16 protein-coding genes are annotated in these 18,518 nt (G+C 60.6%); 9 read left to right on the top strand and 7 right to left on the bottom strand.

Annotated elements, in window-relative coordinates; genetic code table 11:
- The first annotated feature begins 43 nt into the window (after positions 1 to 43).
- A complete protein-coding gene (locus AC3IX4_RS08665; protein ID WP_489260145.1) occupies positions 44 to 907 on the top strand; it encodes a pirin family protein in 864 nt (287 codons plus the stop codon).
- Between the two features lie 108 nt (positions 908 to 1,015).
- On the opposite strand, the gene AC3IX4_RS08660 is transcribed toward AC3IX4_RS08665, so the two are convergent.
- From AC3IX4_RS08660 to AC3IX4_RS08645, 4 genes are all read right to left on the bottom strand, one after another.
- A complete protein-coding gene (locus tag AC3IX4_RS08660; protein WP_489260144.1) occupies positions 1,016 to 1,744 on the bottom strand; it encodes a dienelactone hydrolase family protein in 729 nt (242 codons plus the stop codon).
- 394 nt (positions 1,745 to 2,138) lie between these two features.
- Positions 2,139 to 4,046 (bottom strand): molecular chaperone HtpG, encoded by a 1,908-nt coding sequence (htpG, locus tag AC3IX4_RS08655; RefSeq protein WP_489260143.1) that lies wholly within the window; start codon positions 4,044 to 4,046, stop codon positions 2,139 to 2,141.
- Positions 4,047 to 4,131: 85 nt separating this feature from the next.
- Complete coding sequence (locus tag AC3IX4_RS08650; protein WP_489260142.1) at positions 4,132 to 4,587, bottom strand: PaaI family thioesterase; 456 nt, start codon at positions 4,585 to 4,587, stop codon at positions 4,132 to 4,134.
- On the bottom strand, positions 4,584 to 5,060 hold the full coding sequence (locus tag AC3IX4_RS08645) for a PaaI family thioesterase (RefSeq protein ID WP_489260141.1): 477 nt from the start codon (positions 5,058 to 5,060) through the stop codon (positions 4,584 to 4,586). The genes AC3IX4_RS08650 and AC3IX4_RS08645 overlap by 4 nt, the downstream gene beginning before the upstream one ends.
- A gap of 156 nt (positions 5,061 to 5,216) precedes the next feature.
- Between AC3IX4_RS08645 and AC3IX4_RS08640 the strand changes: the two genes are divergently transcribed.
- Entirely contained in the window at positions 5,217 to 5,486 is a 270-nt protein-coding gene (locus tag AC3IX4_RS08640) for a hypothetical protein (RefSeq protein ID WP_489260140.1), read from the top strand.
- A 173-nt stretch (positions 5,487 to 5,659) separates the two neighbouring features.
- On the opposite strand, the gene AC3IX4_RS08635 is transcribed toward AC3IX4_RS08640, so the two are convergent.
- Positions 5,660 to 6,397, bottom strand: a complete 738-nt coding sequence (locus AC3IX4_RS08635) for a DUF599 domain-containing protein (protein WP_489260139.1) — start codon at positions 6,395 to 6,397, stop codon at positions 5,660 to 5,662.
- A 205-nt stretch (positions 6,398 to 6,602) separates the two neighbouring features.
- Between AC3IX4_RS08635 and AC3IX4_RS08630 the strand changes: the two genes are divergently transcribed.
- Positions 6,603 to 7,982: an MATE family efflux transporter gene (locus AC3IX4_RS08630; protein WP_489260138.1), complete on the top strand. Its 1,380-nt coding sequence runs from the start codon at positions 6,603 to 6,605 to the stop codon at positions 7,980 to 7,982.
- Here the strand turns inward: AC3IX4_RS08630 and tusA are convergent.
- Both tusA and rlmM read right to left on the bottom strand, forming a co-directional pair.
- The gene (tusA, locus tag AC3IX4_RS08625; protein WP_489260137.1) at positions 7,979 to 8,224 is read right to left on the bottom strand and encodes a sulfurtransferase TusA; all 246 of its coding nucleotides are present in this window, start codon (positions 8,222 to 8,224) and stop codon (positions 7,979 to 7,981) included. The genes AC3IX4_RS08630 and tusA overlap by 4 nt on opposite strands.
- Positions 8,225 to 8,250: 26 nt before the next feature.
- On the bottom strand, positions 8,251 to 9,324 hold the full coding sequence (gene rlmM, locus AC3IX4_RS08620; RefSeq protein ID WP_489260136.1) for a 23S rRNA (cytidine(2498)-2'-O)-methyltransferase RlmM: 1,074 nt from the start codon (positions 9,322 to 9,324) through the stop codon (positions 8,251 to 8,253).
- A 225-nt stretch (positions 9,325 to 9,549) separates the two neighbouring features.
- Between rlmM and acnA the strand changes: the two genes are divergently transcribed.
- The 6 genes from acnA (at position 9,550) to gspE (ending at position 18,517) form a co-directional block, all read left to right on the top strand.
- Positions 9,550 to 12,291 carry an aconitate hydratase AcnA gene (gene acnA / locus AC3IX4_RS08615; protein WP_489260135.1) on the top strand — a complete coding sequence of 914 codons (2,742 nt, stop codon included), beginning with the start codon at positions 9,550 to 9,552 and terminating at the stop codon, positions 12,289 to 12,291.
- A 196-nt stretch (positions 12,292 to 12,487) separates the two neighbouring features.
- On the top strand, positions 12,488 to 14,002 hold the full coding sequence (gbpA, locus tag AC3IX4_RS08610; protein ID WP_489260134.1) for an N-acetylglucosamine-binding protein GbpA: 1,515 nt from the start codon (positions 12,488 to 12,490) through the stop codon (positions 14,000 to 14,002).
- A gap of 203 nt (positions 14,003 to 14,205) precedes the next feature.
- Positions 14,206 to 14,721 carry a cytochrome b gene (locus AC3IX4_RS08605; RefSeq protein ID WP_489260133.1) on the top strand — a complete coding sequence of 172 codons (516 nt, stop codon included), beginning with the start codon at positions 14,206 to 14,208 and terminating at the stop codon, positions 14,719 to 14,721.
- A 3-nt stretch (positions 14,722 to 14,724) separates the two neighbouring features.
- On the top strand, positions 14,725 to 15,198 hold the full coding sequence (locus AC3IX4_RS08600) for a type II secretion system protein N (protein WP_489260132.1): 474 nt from the start codon (positions 14,725 to 14,727) through the stop codon (positions 15,196 to 15,198).
- Complete coding sequence (gene gspD / locus AC3IX4_RS08595; protein WP_489260131.1) at positions 15,195 to 17,042, top strand: type II secretion system secretin GspD; 1,848 nt, start codon at positions 15,195 to 15,197, stop codon at positions 17,040 to 17,042. Before AC3IX4_RS08600 ends, gspD begins: the two co-directional genes overlap by 4 nt.
- Complete coding sequence (gene gspE, locus AC3IX4_RS08590) at positions 17,039 to 18,517, top strand: type II secretion system ATPase GspE (RefSeq protein ID WP_489260130.1); 1,479 nt, start codon at positions 17,039 to 17,041, stop codon at positions 18,515 to 18,517. Before gspD ends, gspE begins: the two co-directional genes overlap by 4 nt.
- Position 18,518: the final 1 nt, after the last annotated feature.

The following is an 18,518-nucleotide window of genomic DNA, read 5'->3' as shown; positions in this document are numbered from 1 at the left end:
CAGGTTATCCTCATGATTTACCCAGACCCGCGAGGAGCCCCACATGAGTCCACCCCTGGTTATCAAACCTCGCGCCGAGGCTGTCGAAGGCCAGCCCATCCTGCGCCCGTTGCCATCCGCCAAATGTCGCAGCGTGGGGCCCTTCGTATTTTTCGACCATATGCTTGAAACCCGCTACGCCGCAGGCACTGGCATGAATATCCGCCAGCACCCGCATATCGGACTGTCCACTCTCACCTACCTGTTTGCCGGGCAAATCCTGCACAAGGACAGCCTCGGATCGGATCAGTTGGTACTGCCGGGTGACGTCAGCTGGATGACCGCAGGTGGCGGTGTCGCCCACATCGAACGCACACCAGAAGCACTGAAAGCCACGGGTTCGACACTGCACGGGTTGCAGGTCTGGCTGGCATCACCCAAAGCACACGAACAGGGCGAAGGCCACTACAGCCATCATCCCCGCGCCAGCTTGCCCGTCAGCGAGGCTATGGGCGTCCGTGTGCGGATGATCGCGGGCACAGGCTTTTGCCTGGAGTCACCCGTACCAGTCTTGTCCGCAACGCTGTATGCCGAAGTCGATATGCAAGCGGCAACCCGCCTGCTGGTGCCTGCCGAGCACCCTGAGCGCGCAATTTATGTGCTGGAGGGCGAGGTGAAGCTTGAGGGTGAGGTACTACCGGTGCAGAGCCTGGTCGTGCTGCCCGAGGGCGAGACACCGACTCTGGAAGCGGACAGCGATGCGCACCTGGTGATCATTGGTGGCGCGCCCCTGGATGGGCCACGGCGCATGAACTGGAACTTTATTGCCAGTGACCCCGCCCTTATAGAGCGGGCCCGCGAGCGCTGGGCGGCGGGCGACTGGCCAGTGGTCGCCGGGGAAAGCGAGCGGATCGAACTGCCGCTGTAGGAGCAGACCTTGGTCGCGATGGCATCGCTGCCCATATCAGATAGACCGCAGTGCTGCTATCTAGACCGCGGTGATGCCATCGCGACCAAGGTCTGCTCCTACACCACATCAAGCCGCGAAGACCTCGGCCAGCAGGTTGTGCATCGAGCGGAACGCCCGTGCAGCGACCTTGGCGTCGTACATCATCGTGCCAGGCACATTGGCTTGCGGGTCGGTGAACGAATGGACCGCACCGCCATAGCTCAGTAGCTGCCAGTCGATTTTTGCCGCGTTCATCTCTGCCTCGAACGCCGGCAACTGCTCCTTGGGCACCAACGGGTCGTCGGCACCATGCAGTACCAGGACAGCGCCCTTGATGTGATTGGCATCAGCCGGGTTCGGCGTATCCAGCGTACCGTGGAACGACACCGCAGCTTTCAAAGGCGCACCGGTACGGGCCAGTTCCAACGAGCAGCAGCCGCCAAAGCAGAATCCGAAGCTCGCCAGACGCGCGGTATCCACGGCGGCCTTATCTTGGCCCTGTAGCTGATCAAGCGCCGCCTGCATGCGCTTGCGCAGCTCGGAACGGTCATTTTTCAGCGGCATCATTGCCGCACCCGCCTCATCGCCATTGGCAGGACGAACCGTTTGACCGTAAAGGTCCGCGATCAAGACCACATAACCTTCGGCCGCCACCGCCTTGGCAATACGCTCAGCACCTGCGCTGACACCCATCCAGTTCGGCGCCATCAGCAACCCCGGCTGCGCCGACTTGACATCGGCGCTGAACACCAGGCGGCTCTCGTAGGGTTTACCATCAATCTGATAGACCAGCGATTCGATTGTGATGTTGCTCATTACGCTCTCCTCTGTGAATGAAAAAAGCCCGCCGAAGCGGGCTCAGGCTGCTGACAACACCGCCGATTTGTAGGAGCCAGGCTTGCCTGCGATGGCCATAGGTATCTACACAACTCTGGGGCAGCGCGGCTCTTGTAGCCGCTGCCGAGGTACGAGGCTGCGATCGGCGGCGAAGCCGTCGTAAATTCAGGCCCTTCGGTGTGCCTGATGGATTATGGTCTCAGGTTTTACGGCCGCTCCGCTGCCGATCGCAGCCTCGTACCTCGTCAGCGGCTACATTCGTAGCAGTACGCCAAAAGATGTGTAGATACCTATGCTGCGATGGCATCACCGCGGTCCTCAGGAAGACCGCGGTGATGCCATCGCAGGCAAGCCTGGCTCCTACATCTATGGCTTAAACAGTCAGCTCAACCAGCAACTTGTTCAGGCGCCGGACGTAGGCCGCCGGATCCTTCAGGCTGTCACCGGCAGCCAGCGCTGCCTGATCGAAGAGGATGTGCGAGAAGTCAGCGAAACGGTCTTCGCTCTGCTCGTTGTCCAATTTCTCGATCAGCGGGTGAGCCGGGTTGAATTCGAAGATCGGCTTGGAGTCCGGTACCTTCTGGCCGCTGGCTTCGAGGATCTGACGCATTTGCATGCCCAGGTCCTGCTCACCGATGGCCAGGATGGCAGGCGAATCGGTCAGGCGGTGAGAGACGCGAACTTCGCTGACGGCGTCGCCCAGCGCGGTTTTCAGGCGCTCGACCAGGCCTTCCTTGTCCTTGGCGACTTCTTCCTGGGCCTTCTTGTCCTCTTCGGAGTCCAGCTTGCCCAGGTCCAGGTCACCACGGGTCACGTCGACAAAGCCCTTGCTGTCGAAGTCGCTCAGGTAGCTCATCAGCCACTCGTCGATACGGTCGGTCAGCAGCAGCACTTCGACGCCTTTCTTGCGGAAGACTTCCAGGTGCGGGCTGTTCTTGACCTGCGCGTAGGATTCGCCGGTGAGGTAGTAGATCTTGTCCTGGCCTTCCTTGGCGCGCGCCAGGTAGTCGACCAAGGCAACGCTCTGCTCGCCGCTTTCATCGCTGGTGGAGGAGAAGCGCAGCAGACCTGCGATTTTTTCCTTGTTGGCGAAGTCTTCTGCCGGGCCTTCCTTGATGACCTGACCGAAGTTCTTCCAGAAGCCCTTGTATTGCTCAGGCTCGTTTTTCGCCAGTTTTTCCAGCATGTCCAGCACGCGCTTGGTCAGCGCCGACTTCATCGAGTCGATGATCGGGTCTTTCTGCAGGATTTCACGCGAAACGTTCAGGGACAGGTCGTTTGAGTCGACCACGCCCTTGATGAAGCGCAGGTACAGCGGCAGGAAGGACTCAGCCTGGTCCATCACGAACACGCGCTGCACGTAGAGTTTCAGGCCACGCGGGGCTTCGCGATGGTACAGGTCGAACGGCGCACGGCCTGGCACGTACAACAGCGAGTTGTACTCAAGCTTGCCTTCAACCTTGTTATGGCTCCAGCTCAGCGGATTCTCGAAGTCATGGGCGATGTGCTTGTAGAACTCCTGGTATTCCTCGTCCTTGATCTCGGTACGCGGACGGGTCCACAAGGCGCTGGCGCGGTTGACGGTTTCCCACTCCAGGGCCGGTGCTTCTTCGCCTTCAGCAGCAGCTGGCTGCTCTTTAGGCAATTCGATCGGCAGGGCGATATGGTCGGAATACTTCTTGATAATGTTGCGCAGGCGCCAGCCGTCGGCAAACTCTTCCTCACCCTTTTTCAGGTGCAGGACGATGCGAGTACCGCGCTCGGGCTTGTCCAGCGTGGCCACTTCAAAGCTGCCTTCGCCTCGGGACGACCAGTGCACACCTTCGCCGGCAGGTTGGCCAGCGCGACGGCTGAACACATCAACCTTGTCGGCAACGATAAAGGCCGAATAGAAGCCCACGCCGAACTGGCCGATCAGGTGCGAGTCTTTTTTCTGGTCACCGGTCAGGTGCTTCATGAAGTCGGCAGTGCCGGACTTGGCGATGGTGCCCAGGTGGGTGATGGCGTCTTCGCGGCTCATGCCGATACCGTTGTCCTCGAGGGTGACGGTATTGGCGGCCTTGTCGAAGCTGACGCGAATCTTGAGTTCGGAACCGCCTTCGAGCAGTTCCGGCTTGGCCAGGGCCTCGAAACGCAGTTTGTCAACGGCGTCGGAGGCGTTGGAGATCAATTCGCGAAGGAAGATTTCCTTGTTCGAGTACAGCGAATGGATCATCAGGTGCAGCAGCTGCTTCACCTCGGTCTGGAAGCCCAGGGTTTCTTTTTGAGTCTCCGCACTCATGTTCATCAAACTCCAATCAGATGGCAGTGGTCGCTTGGTTAGCGTGCGACGGGATGACCTTGAGATGGGGGCTGGGTGGATGATTTCAAGGGGCGGGCTGTTCTTCAATCTTGAAATGCGCACGCGCCGTGGCGATGGGCTCTTTCGGGCTGCTTTGCCAGGCCGTGACGGCAAGGTTGGTAACCCGCCGGCCTTGGCGCCACAGCTGGCATTGGGCAAAGGTGTCGCGATAAAGCCCGGCTCGCAGGTAATCGACCGAAAAGTCGATGATTTTCGGCACCGTCCCGGTTCCGGTAAAAATCATCAAGTGCAGCGCTGCGGCCAACTCCATGAAGCCTGCTATGACCCCGCCATGAATCGCCGGCAATAAAGGGTTACCAATGTTGTCCTGGCTGGCTGGCAGGCGAAATAGCAAACCCTCGCCGTCCCGGGTGCATTCAATGCCGATCAAGCTGGCATAGGGAATCAAGGCCAGCAAGGGCGCATAGTCACCGTTGCGATGGGCCAGGCGCAGTTGCTCACGCAAACCTTCATTGATCATTGCGCAGGCTCCTTGAGGCTGCTGGCGAAGCCTTGGCCGCCCTTGATGCCCTTGCCCAGGCGCATGAAGGTCCCGACCACTTGGGCGATGGGCTGTTGCGGGTCGTCCTGGTAGGCAAAGCCTCGGGTGAAAATCACATCGCGCGTTACCCGATAACAGTGGGCATAGCCGTAGATGTCCTTGTCCGGCTGGCCGGGGTGCATGTAGTCGATTCGCAGATCCAGCGTTGGGCAAACTTCGAATGTCGGCAGCGAGCACAAAGTTGCCATGCCGCACGTCGTGTCCATCAAGGTGGTGATGGCGCCCCCATGAATCGCGCCGGTCATTGGGTTGCCTATGATGAGCGGTGAATACGGCAAGACCAGCGTCATGCCATCCGGGTCGGCATGATGAACCTGCATATTCAACACTTGGCAATGTCGCAACGCTGATAGAAAGCGCTTGGCCATTGCCATTAACGGAGTTTCACTCATGGGGAATCGGCTCTAGTCAAAGGCGCTGCGCTACAGCATAAACGCCGGGGGAAGTCGATATGGATCCAAGCCTTATATATCTTTCAACGGCCCGGAACTTATTCTGCGAAGGGACTATCTTAAGGTCACTAGATCTTAAACCAGGAGAAACACCCCATGCGTAAAACGTTAGCCTATACCCTGATGCTGGCCGCTGCCCTGGGTCTTGCTGCTTGCGATAAAAAGAGCGAAGACAAAGCCCAGGACGCTCAAAAACATGCCGAGCAAGCCCAGGAAAAAATGGACGACGCTCAGGATAAGATGAACGACGCTGCTAAAGAAAACGCCGAAGCGGCCAAAGATAGTGCCGAAGCGGCACAAGAGCGCGCTAAAGAGGCCGCACCGGTTGCCCCAGCCACCGCACCGGCCGAACAGCCAAAGCCATAAGGTCTGAAGATAACCCCTGTTGTAGGAGCCAGCCTTGGCTGCGATGAACGCACCGCGGTGCATCAGGCAAACCGCGGCGAGCCCATCGCGGCTAAAGCCGGCTCCTACACAGTGTGGTTTATCAGCAACCCGAAAAGCCCGAACATAAGTTCGGGCTTTTTTATTTCAGGATTTCAGACCACCTCCTTGTTCGCCTCCGGCAGGGGCGCTTCTGTAGGGGTATAGACCATCACATCCAATACGTCGGAATGAAACTCGCGGCGATATAAAACCAACACGACACCGGCACTGACCAACATGAATAACCAGGGGCTGATGAACCAGGCCAGCATGGCCATGCCGAAGTAGTACGAACGCAGACCGAAGTTAAACTGGTTGGCGGCCATCGAGACAACGCGCGCCGCACGGGCGGCAAACGCTTTGCGCTCCAGTTCACTGACATGCCGCTCGCCGATCATGGGCGCCGATCCGACCAGTACAGCTGCAAAGTTATATTGGCGCATGCACCAACTGAACGTGAAAAACGCATAGACAAACACGGTTGCCAGGCACAGTAGTTTGATTTCCGACATGCCTTGGGAGGCTTGTTGAATCATCGGGATATCGGCCAGCAGCGACAATGCCCGGTCCGAGGCGCCCAGCACGGTAAGAATGCCGGCCAGGATAATCAGCGTACTGGAGGCGAAAAACGAGGCGTTGCGCTCCAGGTTGCCGATCACACTGGCATCGGCGATGCGGTTATCGCGCATCAACATGCGACGCATCCAGTCCTCACGGTACAAGTGCAAGACACTGGCCAGGCAAGCGGTGTCCCTGGCCTTCCAGGTCGCGTAGCGGGTGTAGCCACCCCAGCAGACGGTAAACCAGAGCGCAGCAATAAAATGAATCATATGGTTTTGGACAAAAGCCATGAAGGTTCCCGAACAGAGTGCCCGATGAGTAAAAGATTGTTGCCATGATTCGACGTCGCTTCGCCCAAAAAGGCACGCACCAGATGTTACAAAAAGAGGACTCGCTCTTTGGCTTGAGGGCAAGAAGCGTTTCCTGACCTATGCGTCAAGGCGTAGACTTAGCGGTTTTCCGCACCTGACTGTGGGCGCCTGCCTTGTGACACTGATGAACACTGCCGCTTCTATCTCCCGCCCCGCTCGAGTGCGCGCCGAAATCCGTGCGCTAATGACCCTGGCCACGCCCATTATCATTGCTCAACTGGCGACCACCGCCATGGGCTTTGTCGATGCCGTCATGGCCGGTCGCGTCGGCCCTCGCGACTTGGCGGCGGTAGCCCTGGGTAACTCGATCTGGGTGCCCGTGTTCCTGCTGATGACCGGCATCCTGCTGGCCACCACCCCGAAAGTCGCGCAGCGCTTCGGCGCAGGCCAACAGGCTGAAATCGGGCCACTGGTACGCCAGGCCTTGTGGCTAGCCGTAGCGGTGGGGATCGGCGCGAGCTTGATGCTGATCAATGCCGAGCCGATTTTGCATTGGATGAAGGTCGACCCCGAGCTGATCGACCCTTGCATGAGGTACTTGCACGGCATCGCCAGCGGCCTGCCCTCGGTGGCGCTGTACCACGTGCTGCGCTGCTGCAGCGACGGCCAGGGGCGAACGCGCCCTAGCATGGTGCTGGGCATCTGCGGCCTGGCCCTGAACATTCCCCTGAACTATGTGTTTATCTACGGCCATTTCGGCGTGCCCGCGATGGGCGGCGTCGGTTGTGGCTGGGCCACTGCCATTGTGATGTGGGTGATGTGCCTGGGCATGGCCGGCTGGGTGAAATGGGCTCCCGCTTATCGCGCCTGCGAAGTCTTCAGCCGCTTTGACTGGCCGCAATGGTCAGTGATCAAGCGCTTGCTGAGTATTGGGCTGCCGATTGGTATCGCCGTCTTTGCCGAGTCGAGTATTTTCGCGGTCATTGCGCTGCTGATTGGCAGCCTGGGCTCCACCGTAGTGGCCGGGCATCAGATTGCCCTGAACGTCAGCTCGCTGGTGTTCATGATTCCCTACTCGTTGGGCATGGCGGTGACGGTTCGGGTAGGACAAGCCATTGGCCGCAACCAGCCCCGTGAAGCGCGCTTTGCCGCAGGCGTCGGCATGGCCACGGCGCTGGCTTATGCCTGTCTGTCGGCCAGTTTCATGTTGCTGACCCGCGAGCACATTGCCAGCATCTATACCGCCGATAACGAAGTGATCCGCATCGCGGCGATGCTGATCGTGTACTCGGCCCTGTTCCAGTTCTCCGATGCCATCCAAGTCACGGCCGCAGGCGCCTTGCGTGGCTATCAGGACACGCGGGTGACCATGATCCTGACACTGTTTGCCTACTGGGGGATTGGCTTGCCGGTGGGTTACGCGCTGGGCCTGACCGACTGGTTGACCCGCGCCAATGGCCCGAGCGGCCTGTGGCAGGGGCTGATTGTCGGCCTGACCTGCGCGGCATTGATGCTGACGGTCCGCCTGGCGCGCAGTGCGCGCCGACAGATCCGCCAGGCTTAATCCAGCTTCTTGCGGATCCAGTACAAGTAGGTACCTTCCTGCTCCTGCTGCTCGACCAGTTCATGGCCGAGAAACACGCAAAACTTGGGGATATCGCGACGGGTCGAAGGGTCGGTCGCGATAACCTTGAGCAGGCCACCGCCCGCCAGATCCCGCACTTTCTGATGCAGCATCATCACCGGCTCCGGGCAATTGAGGCCGGTGGCGTCGAGCAAAGCGTCCTCTTTGAGGGGGTCAGTCATAACAACTCCAGTTCAAAAAAATGGTATCAGTGGCTTGAACGCGGTTTCATGTCCAGCCGGCGCAGGTGGCAGGTCACCTCTTCACGGTCGTGATACAGCTGTTTGCAGCCAATCGACACCTTCACCCCGCGTGCCTTGAAACCTTCGGCAATACGGTCGAGCAGGCGCCGTACTTCGGCATAACGCTGCTTCATCGGCAGTTTAAGGTTGACCACAGCTTCCCGGCACAGCCCCTCGCCCAGCCAGGTTTCGAGCAAGGCCGCATTACGCGCCGGTTTCTCGACAATGTCACACACCATCCAGTCCACGGTTTGCCGAGGCTTGTAGGTAAAACCGTCGGCCATCAGGTGCTGCACCAACCCAGTGTCCATCAGGCTTTCGGCCATCGGGCCGTTGTCGATGGCCGTCACCAGCATGCCCCGGCGCACCAATTGGTAGGTCCAGCCGCCTGGAGCTGCGCCCAGGTCGACCCCGGTCATGTCGCCATTGAGGCGCTCATCCCATTGGTCACGCGGAATGAAATGGTGCCAGGCTTCTTCGAGCTTCAGGGTCGAGCGGCTCGGCGCCTCGCGCGGAAATTTCAGGCGCGGGATACCCATCGGCCACATCGCCGAATTATCAGCATCGGCCAGGCCCACGAACACTTCGCGGCCACTCTTGAAGGTCAGCAGCAGGCGCGGTCCAGCGCCGTCTTCCTTAAGCTTGCCGGCCTTGACCAGCGCCTTGCGCAGCGGTACTTCGAACTTGCGACAGAAGGTCGAAAGTTCCTTGCCATCGTTGGTGTCGAGTACTTCCAGCCAAACGCTGGAGAAGGTGGGCATCGGGGCCAGGTGCTCGAGCAGCACGCCGATGCGATCGCTCTCCGGCAATTGTACGAACTCGCCGCGCGCCCACTGACGCGGGAAAATCAACTCGGCAAAGCGCAATTCGCGCATCAGCCGCTGGGGGCCTTCAGGTTCATGGCAGATGAACTCGGCACAGGCGCTTTGGGGCTTGGCCTTGGCGTAGCCGGCGATGTTCAGGCGCGCCGCATGATCGGAAATTTCCGAACAGACTTCACCTTCAAAGCCCGGCCGGCAATGCATAAACAGGGTATTCATTCACCACTCCAGGTCGATTGCCGGCAAATCCCGGGCAACCTTGACCGGGCGCAATGCCTCGGTCGCAAATCGGCGAATGATAAAGCAACTTCGGAACCAGTGACATGCCCCGCTGGTCCAGTTATTAGCCGGCCCTGCCAATCAGGACTAGCGTAGAGCCATTGAATGCTCAAGGTCCGTGATGCCGCCCGCACGGCGCCTCACCGATGCAGAAGGAGTTTGTCCATGCCCTCGCTCGATAGCCTGAAAACCCTCAAGACCCTGCAAGTCGATGCCACGGTCTACCACTATTACAGCCTGACCGAAGCTGCCCGAAGCCTCGGCGACCTGGCACGCTTGCCCAAATCGCTGAAAGTGCTGCTGGAAAACCTGCTGCGCTGGGAAGACAACAAGACCGTCACCCGTGTCGACCTCAGCGCCATCGCCGACTGGCTCAAGGAGCGCCGCAGCGACCGAGAAATCCAGTACCGCCCGGCACGCGTCCTGATGCAAGACTTCACCGGCGTGCCCGCCGTGGTCGACCTGGCTGCCATGCGCGCGGCCATGGCCAAGGCCGGTGGCGATCCGCAGCGCATCAACCCGCTGTCGCCGGTGGATCTGGTGATCGATCACTCGGTGATGGTCGATCGCTACGCCACCACCCAGGCCTTCAGCGAAAACGTCGACATCGAAATGCAGCGCAATGGCGAACGTTATGCCTTCCTGCGCTGGGGCCAAAGTGCGTTCGACAACTTCAGAGTGGTGCCACCGGGCACCGGTATCTGCCACCAGGTCAACCTGGAATACCTGGGGCGCACCGTCTGGACCGCTGAAGCAGACGGTCGCACCTACGCCTACCCCGACACCCTGGTCGGCACCGATTCGCACACCACCATGATCAATGGCCTGGGTGTACTCGGCTGGGGCGTGGGCGGTATTGAGGCGGAAGCGGCAATGCTGGGCCAGCCGGTGTCGATGCTGATCCCGGAAGTGATCGGCTTCAAGCTGACCGGCAAGCTGCATGAAGGCATCACCGCCACCGATCTGGTGCTGACCGTCACACAAATGCTGCGCAAGAAAGGCGTAGTGGGCAAGTTCGTCGAGTTTTATGGCGATGGCCTCGCCGACCTGCCCCTGGCCGACCGGGCCACCTTGGCCAACATGGCGCCTGAGTACGGCGCCACCTGCGGTTATTTCCCGGTAGATGACGTGACCCTGGACTACCTGCGCCTGACCGGCCGCCCCGCTCAGGCCGTGAAGCTGGTCGAAGCCTACTGCAAGGCCCAGGGGCTATGGCGCGAACCTGGGCAGGAGCCGCTGTTCAGCGACAGCCTGGAACTGGACTTGGGCAATGTCGAAGCAAGCCTCGCCGGGCCCAAGCGCCCGCAGGACCGAGTGGCCCTGTCCGATGTCAGCCAGGCCTTCAACAGTTTCATGGGCGTGCAGCTCAAGCCGTCGAGCAAAGATGAAGGCCGGTTGGAAAGCGAAGGCGGTGGTGGTGTGGCGGTGGGCAATGCCGATCAGGCCGGCGAGGCCAGTTTCGATCACGAAGGTGCCCAGCACACGATCAAGGATGGTGCCGTGGTCATTGCCGCCATCACGTCCTGTACCAACACCTCCAACCCCAGCGTGATGATGGCCGCGGGCCTGGTGGCGAAAAAGGCCGTGGAGAAAGGCTTGCAGCGCAAGCCGTGGGTCAAGAGTTCCCTGGCCCCGGGCTCCAAAGTGGTCACCGACTACTATAAGGCCGCTGGGTTGACACAATACCTCGATGCCCTGGGCTTTGATCTGGTGGGCTATGGCTGCACCACCTGTATCGGCAACTCTGGCCCTCTGGCCGAGCCCATTGAAAAAGCCATCACCCAGGCTGACCTGACGGTGGCCTCGGTGCTGTCGGGCAACCGCAATTTCGAAGGCCGGGTTCACCCGCTGGTCAAGACCAACTGGCTGGCGTCGCCCCCACTGGTGGTGGCCTATGCCCTGGCCGGCAGCGTTCGAATCGACTTGACCAGCGACCCCCTGGGCATCGACAAGGACGGCCAGCCGGTCTATCTGCGCGATATCTGGCCCAGCCAGCAGGAAATCGCCGATGCCGTGGCCAAGGTCGACACCGCCATGTTCCACAAGGAATACGCCGAGGTGTTCAGTGGCGATGCCCAGTGGCAAGCCATCCAAGTGCCACAGGCCGCCACCTATGTGTGGCAGGCAGACTCGACCTACATCCAGCATCCGCCTTTCTTCGACGGCATCGGCGGCCCGCCACCCGTCATCAGCGATATTCGTCAGGCTCGAGTCCTGGCGGTGCTGGGCGACTCGGTGACCACCGACCATATTTCACCGGCCGGCAATATCAAGGTCGACAGCCCTGCCGGCCTCTATTTGCGCGACAAGGGCGTGGAGCCAAAGGACTTCAACTCCTATGGTTCACGGCGCGGCAACCATGAAGTGATGATGCGCGGCACCTTTGCCAATATCCGCATCCGCAACGAGATGCTCGGTGGCGAGGAAGGTGGCAACACGCTGCACATTCCCAGTGGCGAAAAACTCTCTATCTATGATGCCGCCATGCGCTATCAGAGCGAAGGCACCCCCTTGATCGTGATCGCGGGCCAGGAGTACGGCACCGGCTCCAGCCGCGACTGGGCCGCCAAGGGGACCAACCTGTTGGGCGTCAAGGCGGTGATTGCCGAAAGCTTCGAGCGCATCCACCGCTCCAACCTGATCGGCATGGGTGTGCTGGCGCTTCAATTTCAGCCAGGCGAAAGCCGCAAGAGCCTACACATTACCGGCCAGGAAACCTTCAACATCCTGGGGCTTGAACAGGCCAACCTGCAGCCACGCATGAACCTTACCCTGCAGATCATCCGTGCCAATGGCTTGCAGGATCAAATCTCGGTGCTGTGCAGGATCGATACGCTCAATGAAGTGGAATATTTCAAGGCTGGGGGGATTTTGCATTACGTATTGCGACAAATGATTGCCGCCTAGCCAATTGACCTGCCCAGAATCCACGCAGAAAAATGTCAGCGTCATTTAGGCGACTTCTCCTACGCAAATAGGAAAGTCGCCCTAACTACGCCACCTCACAAAACCGTGATCCTTGCGGCCGTCCGTTCCCTCACTTCGCGGGAACCTGCACGGCAAGTACGCCGTGACCAGACCAGACGGCCAAAAGGATGACCTGATGAACACCCAGACACCCACGCGTGCATTTCATTTTGCGCCGCTAGCGCTGGCCTCGGCGCTGGCAGCCGGGCTCTTCGCCCAGCAGGCAAGCGCTCACGGCTATATCGAATCCCCTCCTTCGCGCAGCTTTGCCTGCAATGCGGCAGGCGGTAGCAAGAACACCAACTGCGGCGGCGTCACCTACGAGCCGCAGAGCGTCGAATATATCGGTCGCTCCAACGCAACCGACATCGAACACTTCCCAAGCCGGGCCCAGGCCTGCACCGGGACCTTCGCCGAATGCGGCCCTGCCAACGACCACATCGCGGCTGGCGGCATGCATCGTTTCTCCGAGCTCAACCTGCAAAGCGCCACGCGCTGGCACAAGAATACGATCCAGCCAGGCCTCAATGACTTCACCTGGAAATACAAGGCCGCACATGCCACCCGATACTGGCAGTTCTACATCACCCAAAAGGACTGGAACCCGAATCAGCCACTGAGCCGCGACAGCTTCGAGATGACGCCGCTGTTGACGGAAGACTGGAATGGCAGCCTGCCGGCGCCATCGGAAGGCACGACCACCCACAAGGTCAATATTCCCGCTGACCGCAGTGGCTACCACGTGGTACTGGCCACCTGGAAAGTGCACGATACCGATGCCACTTTCTATCAGGTGATCGACGTTAACATCGAGAACGGTGACGTGCCGCCCTCGCAATGGAACGACATCGGTACTGTTCACCCAGAAGCCTTGAACATTGGCGACAAGGTCAGCACTCGGGTATTCACCAGCGCAGGCGAGCAGACCGATCGCCAGACTCAATTGACCATCACCTCTGCCGAGCAAGGACAAGCCAGCCAGTGGCCATTCCTGCTGGCCGAACAGGTCAACCGTGAAGACCGTGGCTATCGGATCGGCGAGCGCAACGATCAGGATGAAGTGGTCCCTGTGTATGGTCGCAACGGTATTTTTGCCCAGGCCGACAGCGATGTGACCCGTGTTGAAATCCAGAAGGATATCGTCGGCGCACCCGGCGAACTGACCCTCACCGGCCTTAAGGAAAGCTATGCCTTGGAACAGGGCGCAGTCGACCTGCATTTTGGCGCCGTCGCCCAGGGCGGCACCTATACGGTCAACGCTACCTTGTTCAACGGCAAGGGCGAAAGCGTGGCCTTCAAACAAGGCGCCACGGGCGACAACGCCCCGCACTTCAGCCTCGCGGTGAAGGATGCCAGCGCTGGCAAATATGACCTTGTGGTCGTCGCTCAACCGGCCAAGGGCTCGCTGATGCAACAGACCCGCACGCTGACGTTCACCCAACCGAGCGAAGCCGGCGACTACGACCATGTATTCCCTGAATCGGTCGGCAGCTACGGCGCGGGCACCAAGGTGCTGCAGCCCAAGGACGGCCAAGTCTATGAGTGCAAGCCCTTCCCTTACAGCGGCTACTGCATCCAATGGAACGGCAATGCTACCCAATACGAGCCCGGTACCGGCTCTCACTGGGAAATGGCCTGGACTCGCCAGTAATCAGTAGCCGCTGCGGTCAGGCGGCGGTCGCCTGTAGCCGCTGCCGTTAGGCTGCGATCGCCTGTAGCCGCTGCCGAAGGCTGCGATGCGGCCCGCCAGGGGCGCCAGTGCCTGCGCCCGCTTTACGGGCGATCGCAGCCTAACGGCAGCGGCTACAGGGTTTGTCGGCAGCCGGATGCGTGGCGTTCCAATCGAGGCAAAAAATGTACACCTGTAAATACTCCCGGCCCCGGGTGCTGCTGCACTGGTGTTTCGCCGGCATCATTATCTGGACCACCGTGAGCGGCTTTGGCTTGGCCTTTGTGCAATTGCCGCAAGCTGCGGTCAACGCCATCCACTTCTTCAACGTGTCAATCACCGCCTTGGCGATCCCCTTGTTTGGTGTTCGCCTCTTGTGCCTGTTGACTCATCCCTCGCCACCGGCGCCTGAGCATATGGGCCGTTTGAGCCAGATGGTCGTGACTGCCGGGCACTTTCTGCTGTATGTCTGCATGGCGGTGGTGTTGCTGACCGGCGTGCTCATGATGGATCGACCGATCAATGTCTTCGGCCTGCTGACGATTGCCCAACCGATCGAGCAAGCCACCGTCACGGCATTTTTCAATACCGTGCACCGCTACAGCTGCATGGTGCTGGCCGTTCTGGTAGCGGGCCACATTGCCGCGGTCTTGCGTCACTCGCTCAGCGGCCATGCCGTACTCAAGCGCATGTCGTTCTGATCGATGAAGACCCGACATGCAGGCTTATTTGCCGCTGTTCTGCTGGCGCCTCTGGTGCTCTGGTCAGCGACCGAGCTGCGGCACTTAAACCTGCGGCTTGGTATTCAAGCTGTGGCCGCACCGTTACCGAGCATCGCGCCGCCTGTAGAGCCCCCCCTTGATATCCATCGCATCGCCGGCTTGTTTGCGGCCCAGTTGCCAGGCCAGAACACCCGGCAACAGGCGGTTCCCCTTGTCCTGCTGGCCAGCTTCAAGGCAGACCACACAGCCCATTCGCGTGCGTTGATTCAGGGGGCTGGTACCACCCGTTTCTACCACACGGGTGAAGCCCTGCCCGGCGGCGCCAAGCTCAAGACCATCGCCAGCACCCAGGTGCTGATCGTGCACAACGGTCGAGAAGAGGCCCTACACCTGAGGCCCGCTCAAACCACCGTGCTCAAACCTGTTCCCTCGCCCCCCTCAAGAACCTCACCATGAACCGATCACGACTGTGCATTGCTATTCTGTTGTCCGGCCTTTTGCTGACTGCAGCCAGCGCCGGGGCGAGCGAATCGCCGCCGCAATGGACACTCAATATGCAGGACGCAGAGCTACGGCACCTGGTCGATGAGGTCGGAAAAATCACGGGCAAGACGATGATTCTCGACCCGCGCCTGACCGGCAAGGTCACCGTGCAGTCGCAACTGGCAATGAACCAGGCCGGCATCTATTCATTGTTTTTGAGCGTATTGCGCAGCCATGGCTTTGCCGCCCTGGATCAGGGCGATCGCATCCTGATTCTGCCCGTCGCCGACGCCAAGACTCGCGCCAGCCAGCATGGGACTTTGCCCGGCGAGCAGTTCATCACCCAGGTCCTGGTCTTGCACAACACGACCGCCGCTGAGATCGCCACCGTCGTGCGCCCCCTGGTACCCGCCGACGCTTACGTCGCCCCAGCGGCCAGCGCCAACGCGATAGTGGTATCCGACAATGCCAGCAATGTGCAGCGTATCCGCGCACTTGTCACAGCGCTGGACAACGCCGGGCATTCAGCCTTCAGCACCGTGACACTTGAACATGCCTGGGCCAGCGAAGTCGCCAAGACCCTCAATGACAGCACCAGCCGTGGCGCCAACAACCCCCATAGCGCCAAAGCCATCGGTGACGCGCGTAGCAATCGCCTGATCCTGTCCGGGCCGGCCCCGGCACGCGAGCAAATGGAGCGTTTGGCGCGCAGCCTCGATGTGCCGACCAATGCCAGCGACCGGACTCGCGTCGTTCGCCTGCGCCACAGCAACGCCAAGCAACTGGAAGAAATGCTCAACGGAATCGGCCGGCGCCTGGAAGGCAACAAGCGCGGGGCTGAGAACACCCAGGAAAACACCCTGCTGGTGAGCGCCGACGAACGTCAGAATGCACTGGTATTGATGGCGGACCCCGCGCAACTGGCCATGCTCGACAGCATCATTGCCCAGCTCGACAAACCCCGTGCCCAGGTGCTGGTGGAAGCGGCCATCGTTGAAGTCAGCGGTGACATCAGTGAAGCGCTGGGCGTGCAATGGGCGGGTCGCTCTGGAGACCTCTCCGGCGTCATCAGTTCCGGGCTGGGTGACCTGACCATCGGCAGCCTGCTCAATACCCTGGCCGATGGCGCAGTACCTAACCTGCCCGGGGGTGCCGTCATCGGCCTGGGCAGTCGCGATTTCGGCGCACTGATCACCGCCCTCTCCAGCAACTCGAACAACAACCTGCTGTCCACCCCGAGCCTTTTGACCCTGGACAACGAGCCGGCCGAAATCCTGGTCGGCCAGAATGTGCCCTTTCAGACCGGCTCCTACACCACCGACGCCAACGGTTCGAGCAACCCCTTTACCACGGTCGAGCGCAAGGACATCGGCGTTACCCTCAAGGTCACACCGCACATCAATGACGGTAACAGCCTGCGCCTGGAGGTCGAGCAGGAAAGCTCGGAGCTGGCCGCCTCGCCGCCGGGCATCAATACCAGCGACGTCATTACCAACAAGCGCTCGGTCAAGAGCACCATCCTGGCCGATAACGGGCAGATCATCGTGCTCGGCGGCCTGATCAAGGACAACGTCAAGGTACGGGTCAGCAAGGTGCCGCTGCTGGGCGATATCCCACTGATCGGCGGCCTGTTTCGCAGCAGCTCCGAGGTCACCGAAAAAACCAACCTGATGGTGTTTCTGCGCCCCACGTTGCTACGCAGCAGCGACAGTGCCGATGAATTGAGCCGTCGTCGCTACGACGATCTGCGCCAAGGGCAGCCCGGCAATGCCCTGCCCCCGAACCCCGGCCAACTGTTCGAGCCGACCAAGCGATGAGTGCCTCATTGCCCTACAGCTACGCACGTCGCCATGGCGTGCTGCTGGAAGACGACGCACAAACCGTCACGCTGTATTGCCAGCCCAGCACCCCGTTGCCGATCCTGGCCGAGATTCGTCGCCATTACCGTGCAACGCTGCCACTGCGCGTGTTGGAACCCACCTGTTTCGACCAGCGCCTGGCCGCGCACTATCGCGATGGCCAGGACAATGCCCGACAAGTGGCCGAGGGCCTGGGCGAGCAGCTTGCAGAAGACCTGGACCTGGCCAGCCTGGCCGAACAGATGCCGCAAACCGCAGACCTGCTGGACGAACAGGCCGACGCCCCGATCATCCGCCTGATCAACGCCATCCTGGCCGAAGCCATCAAGGCCAAGGCCTCGGATATCCACCTGGAAACCTTCGAAAAGCACCTCTCGGTGCGCATTCGCGTGGACGGCCTGCTGCGCGAAATCCTGCGCCCACTGCGCGAAATCGCGCCGCTGCTGGTGTCGCGCATCAAGGTCATGGCGCGGCTCGACATCGCCGAAAAACGCATCCCGCAGGATGGCCGCATCGCCCTGCGCATTGCCGGGCACGAGGTGGATGTGCGGGTTTCCAGCCTACCTTCGGCGTACGGTGAACGGATTGTGATGCGCTTGCTCGACAAACAGGCCGGGCACCTGGACCTGGAGCGGCTGGGGATGGCCCAAGCCACTCGTAAGCGCCTGCAACACGCGCTCAATCGCCCTCATGGCATCCTGTTGGTCACAGGCCCCACCGGCTCTGGCAAAACCACCACGCTGTACGCAGGCTTGAGCAGCCTCAATAGCCCGCAACGCAATATCCTCACCATCGAAGACCCTATCGAATACCACCTGCCCGGCATCGGCCAGACCCAAGTCAACAGCAAGGTCGACATGACCTTCGCCCGCGGCCTGCGCGCCATGCTGCGCCAAGACCCGGATGTGGTCATGGTCGGCGAGATACGCGACCGCGAAACCGCCGAAATTGCCGTACAGGCCTCGCTCACCGGGCACCTGGTGCTTTCGACGCTGCACACCAACAGTGCCATTGGCGCGATCACCCGGTTGGTGGACATGGGCGTAGAGCCCTTTCTGCTCAGCACATCAGTACTGGGGGTGCTGGCTCAACGGCTGGTCCGGGTGCTCTGTACCGAGTGCAAGACGGAGCAGCCCATGAACGCGGCCAGCGCTGAACTGCTGGGTATTGCCCAGTCACCGCAAACCACCCTGTTCCAGGCACAGGGTTGCCCAGCCTGCCAGTTCACCGGCTACCACGGGCGGCAAGGCATTTATGAGTGGGTGTCGTTCGATGCAGCGCTGCGCCAGTTGATTCATCGCGGCGCCGCCGAAGCCGAATTGTCGCAACATGCCCGCCAGCACACCGCAAGCCTGTTCAGCGATGGCCGTGACAAGGTGCTGCTTGGCCTGACCAGCCTCGAAGAGCTGCTGCGCGTGACTCAGGAGGACTGAG

The sequence above is a fragment of the Pseudomonas sp. KH_021 genome (assembly GCF_057838865.1).
This window is presented reverse-complemented; position numbering and strand designations above follow the sequence as displayed.